Here is a 13,758-nt window from a genome sequence, read left to right on the forward strand (position 1 = left end):
CTTGACCATGAACGCTTCCATCTCCGCCATAGAGCAACTGCTGCTCGAACTGCCCGATCTCGACTGGATCACCGATGAAAGCCGCGTGACGCGGCTGTCGCAAGACTTCTCATGGTTCAGCCCGGTGCTGACCCGCCAGCTGAAGGACAAACGTGCCGACGTAGTCGTGCGTCCGCGCACCGAGGAAGAGATTCGCGCCGTGGTCGGCGCCTGCGCGCGGCGCAACGTGCCGATCACCATCCGCGGCAGCGGTACCGGCAACTATGGCCAGACGACGCCGCTGGCGGGCGGCGTGGTGCTCGACATGACCGGCTACAACGCCTTCTTGTGGGTGAAGCCAGGGGTGGCGCGCGCGCAAGCCGGCATTCGCCTGGGTGAGCTCGAGAAGCAGACCAAGCCTTCCGGCCAAGAGATGCGCTGCCTGCCGTCCACCTACCGCAGCGCCACGCTGGGCGGCCTGTTCGGCGGCGGGTTCGGCGGTGTGGGCTCCATCAACTACGGGCCGCTCGGTGCGCCAGGCAATGTGCTCGGCATCCGCGCAATGACCATCGAAGCGGACCCGCAGATGATCGAGCTGCGCGGCCCGGAGGCGATGCGCATGCACCATCTCTGGGGTACCAACGGACTGGTGCTTGAGCTGGAGGTCGCGCTGGCGCCCGCGCACCCCTGGCTCGAAACGCTGGTGACTTTCGACAAGTTTGAAGATGCGCTGCATTTCGCCGACAAGCTGGCGAATGCGCCGGGCATCGTGAAGCGGGAAATCGCATTCTTCGGCGCGCCGATTGCCGACCACCTCGCACAGCTTGCCGCGCACCTGCGCAAGGGTTGCCACACAGTACTGTCGCTGGTGGCCGAATCGTGCGAGCCAGCAATGCTGCAGCTGGCCGAAGCGCATGGCGGCACCGTGAGCTACCGCAAGACAGCAGCCGAGGTACAGAAGAGCAACCGCACGCTGATGGAGTTCACCTGGAACCACACCACGCTGCATGCACTCAAGGTCGACCCGACGCTCACGTACTTGCAGAGCGGCTTCGTGCCGGGTCGGCATGTCGAGCAGATCATCGAGATGGAACAACTGCTCGGTGGCGAGGTGATGATGCACATCGAGTTCCTGCGCAACGTGGCGGGTCTCATGACCTGCAGCGGATTGCAGCTGGTGCGTTTCAGCACCGAGGAGCGGCTCGCGGAGATCATCGACATTCACCTTGCGCACGGCGTGCACATCAACAACCCGCACGTGAACATCGTGGAAGACGGTAAGGCAGGCGGGGCACTGCCGCCGGAGGTCATCGAGATGAAAAAGCGCTTCGATCCGATGGGCCTGTTGAATCCGGGCAAGCTGCGCGACTGGCCGGTGAAGGGCGCGCCTGCAGCGGCCTGACGACGATCGCCCTGCGTCAGCGCTGGCGCCGGCGCAGCAAGAAAGCGATGGCCACGATCGCGAACGCTGCGATCCAGAGCGGCCACAGGCCGAACGGCGCGACCCAGCGCGCAAAAGGCGTGAGCCCCGTACGGCCTTCGACCGAGGCCTCGAGCACGCCGCGCGTGAGACGCGGCAGCTCGTGCGTGACGCGGCCTGCGGCATCGATGACCACGGTCGCACCGGTGTTGGTGGCCCGCACCATCGGCCGCGCGAATTCGAGCGAGCGCATGCGCGAGATGGCGAGGTGCTGGTCGATGGCCACGGAGTTGCCGAACCAGGCGATGTTGCTCACGTTGAGCAGGATGGTCGGGGCCGTGGCCTCGTCCTTGAAGTTCGCGCCGATCTCGTCGCCAAACAAGTCTTCGTAGCAGATGTTGGGCGCAATGCGCTGGCCCTGCCAGGCGAAAGGCGCCTGCGCCAGGCCGCCGCGGGCGAAGTCGCCGAGCGGAATGTTCATCATCCGGATGAACCAGCGAAAGCCCGGAGGGATGAACTCGCCGAACGGAACGAGGTGGTGCTTGCTGTAGCTGTAGGGCTGTGCGGCGCCGGGCTGGAAGCCGAGCACCGCGTTGCTGTAGGTCCCCTGCCCGCCCATCGGCAGGCCGACGATGGCGGCCTGCGTGCCCTGGCTGTAGCGCGCCTGGATGGCTTCAAGATAGCCGGCAGGCAGTTGCTGCGGCAGCAGCGGCAGCGCGGTTTCCGGCGTGACGACCAGGGAGGCCTTGGCATCGCGCAGCTGTTCGCCGTACCAGCGCAGCGCCAGGTCGATGCCGCCGCCGGGAATGAATTTTTCGTCCTGCGGGATATTGCCCTGCAGCAGCGCCATCTGCAGGTGGCCGCTCGAGCCCTTGTCCCCCTGCGCGCTGGCGGGCAACGGGTTGACCAAGTGCGGCGCCGCGAATGCAGCAATGACCAGGACCACGGCCTGCGCCAGCCCCAGGGTGCGGGCGGGGCGCGTCAGTGCAACGAGTGCCGCCACGAGCGCGGCGACCGCGCCGATGCCGTACACGCCGATCCAGGGCGCCCAGGCGGCCAGAGGCCCCTCGACGTGCGCATACCCGCCGGCCCCCCAGGGGAAGCCGGTGAACCAGCTGCCGCGCACGAGCTCGGCAAGCGTCCAGAGAGCGGCGAAGACCAGTGCGCCGCTCACCGGCCCCTGCGGGCCTCGGGCGACGAACCAGGCGCAGGCGGCGGCGTAATAGAGCCCGAGCGCCGCCGCGAGCGAGAGCACCGCGATGGCCGCGAGCGGCGCCGGAAGGCCGCCGTAGGTGTGCATCGAGATGAAAAGCCACCAGAAGCTGCCGGTGAGCCACGCGGTCGAAAAGAGCCAGCCATGCAGGCCGGCGCGGCGCCAGCCCGCGCCTTCGGTGCGCAGCCAGTCGAGCAGGCCGACGAGTGCCGCCAGCGAAACGAGCTGCAGCCACCACAGCGGGCGGCCGTTCGCGGGCCAGGCGATGGCGGCGGCCTGCGCGAGCCCTGCCAGCGCGAAGCCGAGAAGGCGCAGCAGGCCCACGACGGAAAAGGTCGGCTGTGTGCGGAGCGTTGCCGCTGCGGGCAGCGGCATCAGTCGGCCGCGTCGCTGCCGCGGGCCGGGGACACCTTGAACCAGCGCACGGCCCCGCCCTTGGTGTGCAGCACCACGAAGTCGAAGCCGCCGATGGCGTGATGCTCTCCGCGCTTGGGAACGTGGCCCATCTCGTGCGCGATGAGGCCGCCGATGGTGTCGAAGTCTTCGCTCAGCTGTTCTTCGTCGAAGGTGATGCCGAAGGCTTCTGCCACGCGTTCGATGGGCGTGTCGCCCGAGACGCGGTAGGTGTGGTCGGCCAGGCCGAAGATGTCGCCTTCGTCCTCGGCAATGTCGAACTCGTCTTCGATCTCGCCGACGATCTGCTCGAGCACGTCCTCGATGGTGATGAGGCCGGCCACGCGGCCGAACTCGTCGATCACGATGGCCAGGTGGTTGCGGTTGCCGCGGAACTCGCGCAGCAGGTCGTTCAGGCCCTTGCTCTCGGGAACGAAGGTGGCGGGGCGCAGCAGTGCCCGGATGTTGAGCCCCGGCGCGCGCTGCAGCTTGAGCAGATCTTTCGCCAGCAGGATGCCGATGATGTTTTCTTTTTCGCCTTCGTACACCGGGAAGCGCGAGTGAGCGGTGTCGATGACCAGATGCAGCAGCGCGTCGAACGGCGCGTCGATGTTGACCAGGTCCATGCGCGGGGCGGCAACCATGACGTCGCCGGCCGTCATGTCGGCCATGCGCAATACGCCCTCGAGCATCACGCGCGACTCGGCGCCGATCACCTCGTTGTCCTCGGCGTCGGCGAGGGTTTCGATCAGCTCGTCGCGCGAGTCGGGACCGGGGTGAATGAATTCGGCCAGCTTCTGGAGAAAGCCGCGCTTGTCTTCCCGTTCGACGGGAGCGCGTTCAGAGTGAGGTTCGGCCACTGCGGGAGGCGTAGTTGAAGAGCTGCAAGGATACCGGATTGCGCGTGACAGGCTCTACCGCACGGCCCTCATGGCCCTTTCTGCGGGACGCTCAAGGGGCAGATTTGCTTCGCGCGTCTCTCATGCCGCTGCGCACTTCCTGCAGGCTGGCGAGAACGGCCCAGAACTGCTTGGCCCGGGTCTTGAGCTGGTAATCGACCGCCGCGTAGTGCTCGAGCGCGATCTCGCTCATGCGGCTGTCGAAGGTGGCGCTCGGCAATTGCAGATGCGCCTCGGACTCGGAACCGCTGCGCACCACGGTGGCACCGGCGTTGCGGGCGATCTTCAGCATGGCGGCGTTTTCGCTCAGCGCATGGATGAAGAGCATGCCCACGCCTTCGTTGCGCGCCACGACCACGGCACGCTCGAACAGGCGGGCTCCGTAGCCGCGGCCGCGCGCATGGGCGGACACCGACACGCCGAACTCGGCGCAGTCGCTGTGCTGGTCGTCCGGCGCAAACGCCAGGTGGGCCATGGCAATGAGGTCGAGTCGGCGGTTGTAGATGCCAAAGAGCTCGTCGCGGTCGAAGTCGAGCCCGTCGACGTAGCGCTGCACCTGCTCGTCGGCCGCGGCATAGCCGAAGCGCAGGTAGCGGTCGTGCGGACTCAACGCCAGCAGGTGTTGCGCGATGCGCTCGCGTTCGCGCGGACCGATCGAACGGATCGGCACCATGACGGGTGAGGGCGCGGAGCTCGCGCGTGGTTGCGCCTCAACCATGGGCGCTTTCAGGAAAGAGCCGAGGCCGAGAGACGCCTTCAGAAGGGTCTTGGCGGTAAGCATGGCTCAAATATAAGGGTTTTCCCTTAATCAACAAGCCTGCATGGGTACTTTCGGGCTTCATAGGTGACGAGGTACCAAAGCGCGTGTCGTTCCCGCAACCGATTCGTGGCTAAACCGGCACAGCTGTTGTGGCCTTGACACGGTCAAGCACGAAGCTGGTCTTGCAATCTTCGACGCTGGGGTGCTTGAGCAGGGTGTCCATGATGAAGCGGCTGTAGTGCCCCATGTCGGCGACCACGACGCGCAGCAGGTAGTCCATGTCGCCCGTGAGAGCCGCGCACTCGACGACTTCGGGCCAGGTCTGCACGCTCGCCCGGAACAGATCCATCGGGTTGCGCTTGTGGCTTTCGGTGTGCTTTTCGAGCCGGACGTTGAGATAGGCGGTAAGGCCGAGGCCGATGACCTCGGGGCGGACGAGCGCAACGTAGCGGTCGATGACGCCGCTTTCTTCCAGCCGCTTGACCCGCCGGAGCACGGCGCTGGGCGACAGGCTCACCTGTTCGGCGATCTGGTCGTAGGTGGCTCGGCCGTCTGCTTGCAGCGTGCGCAGAATCAACCTATCAATCTTGTCGAGTGCTTCCATATCAGCATTTTCACAGGTTTATTGCGTCACGGCCATTTTCAGCGCCCATTAACGCTGAAAACGTGAGGGGGATCCGCTCTACAGTGCATCACTGGTCGTTTTCGCCCTTTCACCGACTGTTTCACTCATTCGAACCCACTTCTGGAGACCCCACATGAGCCACGCCGACGCCCCCCCTTTCACGCCCTGGGAGAACCCGATGGGGACCGATGGCTTCGAATTCATCGAATACGCGGCGCCGGACCCGGTGGCCATGGGCAAGGTGTTCGAGCGCATGGGCTTCACGGCGGTGGCCAAGCATCGCCACAAGAACGTGCTGCTGTACCGCCAGGGCACGATCAATTTCATCGTGAATGCCGAGCCCGACTCGTTCGCCCAGCGCTTTGCGCGCGAACACGGCCCGAGCGTCTGCGCGATCGCGTTCCGGGTGCAGGACGCCAAGCAGGCCTACGAGCGCGCCACATCGCTGGGGGCCTGGGGTTTTGCCGACAAGGCAGGTCCCGGCGAGCTGAACATCCCGGCCATCAAGGGCATCGGCGACAGCCTGATCTACCTGGTCGACCGCTGGCCCGGCAAGAACGGCGCCAAGCCGGGAGACATCGGCAACATCGGCTTCTACGACGTGGACTTCGAGCCACTGGCGGGCGTCGCCTCGCAGGATGCGCTGGCGCCCAAGGGCAATGGCCTGACTTACATCGACCACCTGACGCACAACGTGTACCGCGGCCGCATGAACGTCTGGGCCGCCTTTTACGAAAAGCTCTTCAACTTCCGCGAGATCAAGTACTTTGACATCGAAGGCCAAGTCACGGGTGTGAAGAGCAAGGCCATGACCAGCCCCTGCGGAAAGATCCGCATCCCGATCAATGAAGAAGGCAAGGAGCAGGCCGGCCAGATCCAGGAGTACCTGGACATGTACCGCGGCGAAGGCATCCAGCACATTGCGATGGGCTCGGACAACCTGTATGAAACCGTCGACGCGCTGCGCGCCAACGGCGTCACTCTGCTCGACACCATCGACACGTACTACGAGCTGGTGGACAAGCGCATTCTCGGACATGGCGAGGACGTGGCCGAACTGAAGAAGCGCAAGATCCTGATCGACGGCAAGAAGGACGCACTCCTTCTGCAGATCTTCAGCGAGAACCAGCTCGGGCCGATCTTCTTCGAGTTCATCCAGCGCAAGGGAGACGATGGTTTCGGCAACGGCAACTTCAAGGCGCTGTTCGAAAGCATCGAGCTCGACCAGATGCGCCGCGGCGTGCTGTCGGCCGCAAAATAACCATCTCTTTCACTGGCCAGGAACCTCCATGCGCAGCACGTTTTCGATCGGCTTGACTCTCATCGCGGCCGCGGCCGTTCTTTCGGGTTGCGCCATGGCGCCGGCCACCCCGGCGGCCGGCTCCTCCCGCCTGGACGTGGTGCAGAAGGCCGCGGCGCTGCGCATTTGCACGCCCGGCGACTACAAGCCGTTCAGCTTCCAGAAGGCCGACGGTTCGTTCGAAGGCATCGACGTGGACCTCATGACGGGCTTCAGCACCAGCCTCGGCGCCAAGCCGGAGTGGGTGAAGACCACCTGGGCCAACCTGCTGCCCGACCTCACCGCCGGCAAGTGCGACATGGCCGTTGGCGGTGTGTCCGTGACCACCGACCGGCAGAAGCGCGCCTTCTTCAGCGCGCCCTACATGGTGAACGGCAAGGCGCCAATCGCGCGCTGCGCTGACGTCGCCAAGTACCGGACCGTGGCCGACATCGACAAGCCTTCGACGCGGGTCATCTTCAATCCGGGCGGCAGCAACGAGCGCTTTGCGCGCGCCAACTTCAAGCAGGCCAAGCTCACGATGCATGGCGAGAACGTGACGATCTTCGACGAAATCCTTGCGAACCGCGCCGACGTGTTCGTGACCGAATCCGCCGAAGCCATCACGCAGCAGAAGCTCAAACCCGGACTCTGCGCCATCAACCCCGACAAGCCGCTGCAATACGGCGAGATGGCATGGATGCTGCCGCGCGACGACGTGGCTTTCAAGGCCTATGTCGACCAATGGCTGCACCTGCAGCAAGCCGGCGGCGACTTCCAGCGCGTGATGGACCGCTGGTTCAAATAACCAAACTGCTCTTTCCCATGGACACTCTCGCCGCCGCTGCCCCTGCCGCCGTCACGCCCGTCGTCTACGGTGCTTCCGATCGCCCGCCGCGCGGCGACTACTCCCGCGGCGGCACGGTGCTTGCCGATTACACCTGCCCGCAGGACTGGGCCAGCTACACGCCGGCCGATCACGACACCTACAAGCGGCTCTACGAACGGCAGGCGGCGCAGCTGCCGGGCCTGGCCTGCGATGCGTTCATCAACGCGCTGCCTTTGCTGGGCGTGAAGGACCGCATTCCTCGTTTCGAGGAAATCAACAAACGACTGCATCGCGCCACCGGCTGGGAGATCGTCGCGGTGCCGGGGCTGATTCCCGAGCTGCCGTTCTTCACCCTGCTGGCGAACCGCAAGTTTCCGGTGACCGACTGGATCCGCAAGCCGGAGGAGTTCAACTACATCGTCGAGCCCGATGTATTCCATGACCTGTTCGGCCACGTGCCGATGCTGTTCGACCCGACCTTTGCCGACTACGTGCAGCGCTATGGCGAGGGCGGCATCAAGGCGCACGAACTGGGCGCGGGCGAGAAGCTGGCGCGGCTGTACTGGTACACAGTCGAGTTCGGCCTCATTCGCCAGCCCGACGGGCTGCGCGCATACGGCGCCGGCATCCTGAGCTCGGTGGGCGAACTGCAGCACGCGGTGCGCAGCGACGAACCGCACCGGCTGCCGCTCGATCTGCTGCGCGCCATGCGCACGCTCTACAAGATCGACACGTACCAGGCCAACTATTTCGTGATCGACAGCTTCGCGCAGCTGTTCGATCTCACGGCGCCCGACTTCACGCCGCTCTACCGCGCGCTCGAGGTCGAGTCCGACATTCCCGCCGGGGTGCTGCTGCCGGGCGAGACCGGCAAGGCCTGAAAACGCGCCTCCCGGTTCGATTGCGGCACTCTCGCGCAGCGCTCGGTGCCGCGGGCGCTATCGCATGCGCGACAGCGCCCACCCCGCTCCTAGGACAAGCCCGCTGGCGGCTGGCCACCTCTGGCTCCCACAATCCGCGCAGAAGGAGCTTGCATGCAGACATCCGCGCGACAAAACTATCCGGCCGACGTGCCGCGAGAGATCCACCCGGAACAGTACCGGTCCCTGTCTCACATGTTCGACGAAGCCTTCGGGCGCTACGCCGACCGCCCGTTCTCGGTCTGCATGGAACGTTGGATGTCGTACGGCGAGCTCGACACGTTGTCGAAGGCGCTGGGCGCATGGCTGCAGTCGCTCGGCCTCGAGCCGGGCGCGCGGGTGGCGATCATGCTGCCGAACGTGCCGCAGTTTGCGGTCACCATGTGCGGCGTGCTGCGGGGGGGATATACCTGCGTCAACGTCAATCCGCTCTATACGGCGCGCGAACTCGAGCATCAACTCAAGGACTCGGGGGCGACGGCCATCGTCATCCTGGAAAACTTCGCGGCAACGCTGGAACAGGTGATCGAGCGCACCCCGATCAAGCACGTGGTCGTCACGTCGATGGGCGATCTGCTGGGCGGCCTCTACGGCGCCTGGATCACTGTCGCGGTTCGCCACCTGGCGAAGATGGTTCCGCCCTACAAGCTTCCCCTGGGCAACGGCCGCACTGTGACGCCGTTTCCGAAGGTCATCGAAGACGGGCGCGGACGCACGCTGGCCGCGGACCAGAGCACGCTCGATTCGATCGCGTTCCTGCAATACACCGGCGGCACCACGGGTCTGTCCAAGGGCGCGGTGCTGACGCATCGCAACATCGTCGCGGCCACCTTGCAGGCGGAGGCGTGGTTCACGCCCGCGCTTTCCAAGGCGGGCGACCTGTCGAAGGTCAACAGCATTGCCGCGCTGCCGCTGTATCACATCTTCGCGCTCACGCTCTGCCTGCTGGTCATCCGCCAGGGGTCGCACATGACGCTGATTCCGAATCCGCGCGATTTCAACAAGTTCATCGCGGTGCTCAAGAAGCGTCCGTTCCACATGCTGCCGGCGGTGAACACTCTCTTCAATGCGCTGCTGTTGCACCCCGAATTCAAATCGATCGATTTCTCGACGCTGTTCGTCTCGCAGGCGGGGGGAATGGCCGCTTCCGAGGGCACGGCCCGGCGGTGGTTCGAGGCCACGGGCTGTCCGATGATCGAAGGCTGGGGCATGAGCGAAACCTGCGCCATCGGAACCAACAATCCCGTTTCGAATACCGAGTTCACGGGAACCATCGGCTTGCCGCTGCCGAGCATCGAGATCGCCATCAAGGACGACGAAGGCAACTCCCTGCCGGTCGGAGCGCCAGGCGAGCTCTGTATCAAGGGCCCCAACGTGATGAGGGGCTACTACAACCAGCCGGCGGAAACGGCTGCCGCTTTCACGGCCGACGGATTCATGCGCACTGGCGACATCGCCGTGATGCAAGACGACGGCTACAGCCGCATCGTCGACCGCAAGAAGGACATGATCCTGGTCAGCGGCTTCAATGTTTTTCCGAACGAGCTGGAGAACGTGATCTCACTGTGCCCCGGTGTCGTCGAATGCGCCGCCATCGGGGTGCCGGACGAAAAGCAGGGTGAGGCGATCAAGGTTTTTGTGGTGCGCAGGGACCCGGCACTCACCGAAGATGCCGTGCTGCAGTACTGCAATGGACAACTCACCGGCTACAAGCGGCCCAAGCACATCGAGTTCCGGGATTCATTGCCGAAGACCAATGTTGGGAAGATCCTCCGGCGGGAGTTGCGCCCCAGCGCGAGCGCCTGAATGAGCCGCCAAGCCGGGGCCGGGCTGCCGACGAATATCGTCGTCTTCGAGCGCGGCTGGCTGTCGTCGAACAACATCCTGTTTATCGGCGCCGAAGAGACCGCGCTGGTCGACACCGGGTATGCCACGCATGCCGAGCAGACTCTGGCGCTGGTTGAATCGACGTTAGGAACGCGGCTTCTCGACCGGATTCTGAATACACATCTGCACAGCGACCACTGCGGCGGCAACGCCGCCTTGCAGCAACGCTACCCGGCGCTTCGAACGGATATTCCACCGGGCGAGGCTCCATTGGTGGAGCGGTGGGACGAGGAGCACTTGAGCTTCCGTGCGACAGGGCAGATCTGCCCGCAGTTTCATTTCACCGGCTTGCTGCAGCCGGGAAAGGAATGCATGCTGGGCGACAGGCCATGGCAGGTGCACAGCGCGCCCGGCCACGATCCTCATTCGATCATCCTGTTCGATCCGGTCTCGCGGACGCTGATCTCGGCGGACGCCTTGTGGGAAAACGGGTTTGGCATTGCCTTTCCGGAGCTTGCTGGCGAACCGTCGTTCGAAGACGTGGCGGCCACGCTGGATCGGATCGAGGCGCTGGCCCCGTCACAGGTGATTCCAGGACACGGGCGTGTCTTCGGAGAGGTCAGCAGCGCCTTAGCCACGGCACGTCGCCGGCTCGACGGCCTTCAGCGCGACCCTGTGAAGCATGCGCGGCATGCGATCAAGGTCTTGATGAAGTTCAAGCTGTTGGAAGTGCAGTCCATTGCGATCGACGATTGGGAAGCATGGCTTCGGGGCGCATCGTACCTGGGTGTGATTCGGTCGCGCTTCTTCCCAGATCTGGAGTTGCGTCAATTGGCCGACGACATCTTGGCTGAATTGGTTCTAGCTGGTGCAGCTGCAGTCGATACGTCGAGCATCCGCAATATCTAGCTCTGCTCTGCGGCAATAAAAAAAGCGCGTCACCAAATGATGACGCGCTTTTTTAAAACACCAAAAGAAAAAGCCCAACACGCTGTGTTGGGCTTTTCCAGGCTGTAAGAGCCTGACGATGACCTACTTTCACACGGGAACCCGCACTATCATCGGCGCTGACGCGTTTCACTGTCCTGTTCGGGATGGGAAGGAGTGGTACCACGTCGCTATGGTCATCAGGCATAACTTGTTGCTGTGCTGATCACATGATCAACACAACGAATTCATAGAGTTTGGAATCAGCGCGCAATTGTCTTGCGCTTGCTTGAATGTATTTTGAATGCGTCAACTTGGCATAACACCTTGATCAGATTGATCAAAGTTATAGGGTCAAGCCGCACGAGCAATTAGTATCAGTTAGCTTAACGCATTACTGCGCTTCCACACCTGACCTATCAACGTCCTGGTCTTGAACGACTCTTTAGGGGGCTCAAGGCCCCGGCAGATCTCATCTTGAAACGAGTTTCCCGCTTAGATGCTTTCAGCGGTTATCTCTTCCACACTTAGCTACTCGGCAATGCCACTGGCGTGACAACCGATACACCAGAGGTGTGTCCACTCCGGTCCTCTCGTACTAGGAGCAGGCTTCCTCAAATCTGCAGCGCCCACGGAAGATAGGGACCAAACTGTCTCACGACGTTTTAAACCCAGCTCACGTACCTCTTTAAATGGCGAACAGCCATACCCTTGGGACCGGCTACAGCCCCAGGATGAGATGAGCCGACATCGAGGTGCCAAACACCGCCGTCGATATGAACTCTTGGGCGGTATCAGCCTGTTATCCCCAGAGTACCTTTTATCCGTTGAGCGATGGCCCTTCCATACAGAACCACCGGATCACTATGTCCTGCTTTCGCATCTGCTCGACTTGTCAGTCTCGCAGTTAAGCACGCTTATGCCATTGCACTATCGTCACGATGTCCGACCGTAACTAGCGTACCTTCGAACTCCTCCGTTACGCTTTGGGAGGAGACCGCCCCAGTCAAACTGCCTACCATGCACTGTCCCCGATCCAGATAATGGACCTAGGTTAGAACCTCAAACACACCAGGGTGGTATTTCAACGTTGGCTCCGCAAGATCTAGCGACCCTGCTTCAAAGCCTCCCACCTATCCTACACAGATCTGTTCAAAGTCCAATACAAAGCTACAGTAAAGGTTCATGGGGTCTTTCCGTCTTTCCGCGGGGAGATTGCATCATCACAAACATTTCAACTTCGCTGAGTCTCAGGAGGAGACAGTGTGGCCATCGTTACGCCATTCGTGCAGGTCGGAACTTACCCGACAAGGAATTTCGCTACCTTAGGACCGTTATAGTTACGGCCGCCGTTTACTGGGACTTCAATCAAGAGCTTGCACCCCATCATTTAATCTTCCAGCACCGGGCAGGCGTCACACCCTATACGTCCACTTTCGTGTTTGCAGAGTGCTGTGTTTTTAATAAACAGTCGCAGCCACCGATTTTTTGCAACCCATTCATGCTTCGTTGTTCACTACACACTAATAGGGCACACCTTCTTCCGAAGTTACGGTGTCAATTTGCCGAGTTCCTTCTCCTGAGTTCTCTCAAGCGCCTTAGAATACTCATCTCGCGCACCAGTGTCGGTTTGCGGTACGGTCGTATATAGCTGAAGCTTAGTGGCTTTTCCTGGAACCTCGTTCAGTCACTTCACGGACAAGTCCGCTCGATCGTTGGCCTCGGTATATGTGCACCGGATTTGCCTAATGCACGCCTACATCCAACTAAACCAGAATAATCCAATAACTGGATGACCTATTAAGATCCGTCCCCACATCGCACTATATATCGGTACAGGAATATTGACCTGTTTCCCATCAGCTACGCATCTCTGCCTCGCCTTAGGGGCCGACTCACTCTACGCCGATGAACGTTGCGTAGAAAACCTTGCGCTTACGGCGAGGGGGCTTTTCACCCCCTTTAACGCTACTCATGTCAGCATTCGCACTTCTGATACCTCCAGCACGCTTTACAACGCACCTTCACAGGCTTACAGAACGCTCTCCTACCACTTGCAATAAATTGCAAATCCGCAGCTTCGGTAACTGGCTTAGCCCCGTTACATCTTCCGCGCAGGACGACTCGATCAGTGAGCTATTACGCTTTCTTTAAATGATGGCTGCTTCTAAGCCAACATCCTGACTGTTTTAGCCTTCCCACTTCGTTTCCCACTTAGCCAATTTTAGGGACCTTAGCTGGCGGTCTGGGTTGTTTCCCTCTTGAGTCCGGACGTTAGCACCCGGTGCTCTGTCTCCCAAGCTGTACTCATCGGTATTCGGAGTTTGCCTTGGTTTGGTAAGTCGCCATGACCCCCTAGCCAAAACAGTGCTCTACCCCCGATGGTAATACTTGAGGCACTACCTAAATAGTTTTCGGAGAGAACCAGCTATTTCCAAGTTTGTTTAGCCTTTCACCCCTATCCACAGCTCATCCGCTAGTTTTGCAACACTAGTCGGTTCGGACCTCCAGTACCTGTTACGGCACCTTCATCCTGGCCATGGATAGATCACTTGGTTTCGGGTCTACACCCAGCGACTGATCGCCCTATTCGGACTCGATTTCTCTACGGCTTCCCTATTCGGTTAACCTTGCCACTGAATGTAAGTCGCTGACCCATTATACAAAAGGTACGCAGTCACCCCTTA

10 protein-coding genes and 2 rRNA genes (1 of these 12 running past the window's edge) are annotated in these 13,758 nt (G+C 61.9%); 6 read left to right on the top strand and 6 right to left on the bottom strand.

All coding sequences use genetic code 11. The features are described from left to right. Positions 1-7 precede the first annotated feature (7 nt). Positions 8-1,381, top strand: coding sequence for an FAD-binding oxidoreductase (locus BLR24_RS12020; protein WP_093017054.1), 1,374 nt, complete (start codon positions 8-10; stop codon positions 1,379-1,381). 16 nt (positions 1,382-1,397) lie between these two features. Here BLR24_RS12020 and lnt read toward each other — a convergent pair whose 3' ends face one another. The 4 genes from lnt to BLR24_RS12040 form a co-directional block, all read right to left on the bottom strand. Then, positions 1,398-2,987, bottom strand: a complete 1,590-nt coding sequence (gene lnt / locus BLR24_RS12025; protein WP_093017056.1) for an apolipoprotein N-acyltransferase — start codon at positions 2,985-2,987, stop codon at positions 1,398-1,400. After that, positions 2,987-3,865, bottom strand: a complete 879-nt coding sequence (locus BLR24_RS12030; protein ID WP_093017058.1) for an HlyC/CorC family transporter — start codon at positions 3,863-3,865, stop codon at positions 2,987-2,989. Before BLR24_RS12030 ends, lnt begins: the two co-directional genes overlap by 1 nt. 91 nt (positions 3,866-3,956) lie before the next feature. Beyond that, positions 3,957-4,685 carry a GNAT family N-acetyltransferase gene (locus BLR24_RS12035; protein ID WP_093017060.1) on the bottom strand — a complete coding sequence of 243 codons (729 nt, stop codon included), beginning with the start codon at positions 4,683-4,685 and terminating at the stop codon, positions 3,957-3,959. Between the two features lie 109 nt (positions 4,686-4,794). After that, the gene (locus BLR24_RS12040; protein ID WP_021012636.1) at positions 4,795-5,268 is read right to left on the bottom strand and encodes an Lrp/AsnC family transcriptional regulator; all 474 of its coding nucleotides are present in this window, start codon (positions 5,266-5,268) and stop codon (positions 4,795-4,797) included. A gap of 154 nt (positions 5,269-5,422) precedes the next feature. On the opposite strand from BLR24_RS12040, the gene hppD reads away from it, so the two are divergent. The 5 genes from hppD (at position 5,423) to BLR24_RS12065 (ending at position 11,053) form a co-directional block, all read left to right on the top strand. After that, a complete protein-coding gene (gene hppD, locus BLR24_RS12045; protein ID WP_093017062.1) occupies positions 5,423-6,550 on the top strand; it encodes a 4-hydroxyphenylpyruvate dioxygenase in 1,128 nt (375 codons plus the stop codon). A 28-nt stretch (positions 6,551-6,578) separates the two neighbouring features. After that, the gene (locus BLR24_RS12050) at positions 6,579-7,376 is read left to right on the top strand and encodes a transporter substrate-binding domain-containing protein (protein ID WP_093017064.1); all 798 of its coding nucleotides are present in this window, start codon (positions 6,579-6,581) and stop codon (positions 7,374-7,376) included. A gap of 17 nt (positions 7,377-7,393) precedes the next feature. Further along, positions 7,394-8,278: a phenylalanine 4-monooxygenase gene (gene phhA, locus BLR24_RS12055; RefSeq protein ID WP_093017066.1), complete on the top strand. Its 885-nt coding sequence runs from the start codon at positions 7,394-7,396 to the stop codon at positions 8,276-8,278. Between the two features lie 153 nt (positions 8,279-8,431). Beyond that, a complete protein-coding gene (locus BLR24_RS12060; RefSeq protein ID WP_093017068.1) occupies positions 8,432-10,123 on the top strand; it encodes an AMP-binding protein in 1,692 nt (563 codons plus the stop codon). Next, positions 10,124-11,053 (top strand): MBL fold metallo-hydrolase, encoded by a 930-nt coding sequence (locus BLR24_RS12065; RefSeq protein WP_093017070.1) that lies wholly within the window; start codon positions 10,124-10,126, stop codon positions 11,051-11,053. A 110-nt stretch (positions 11,054-11,163) separates the two neighbouring features. On the opposite strand, the gene rrf is transcribed toward BLR24_RS12065, so the two are convergent. Together rrf and BLR24_RS12075 are read right to left on the bottom strand one after the other, a co-directional pair. Beyond that, a 5S ribosomal RNA gene (rrf, locus tag BLR24_RS12070) occupies positions 11,164-11,276 on the bottom strand. A gap of 145 nt (positions 11,277-11,421) precedes the next feature. Further along, positions 11,422-13,758 (bottom strand): 23S ribosomal RNA (locus BLR24_RS12075); it runs 537 nt beyond the window's last position.

The organism is Variovorax sp. OV700, from assembly GCF_900099805.1.
In the GTDB taxonomy this organism is placed as follows: domain Bacteria; phylum Pseudomonadota; class Gammaproteobacteria; order Burkholderiales; family Burkholderiaceae_C; genus Variovorax.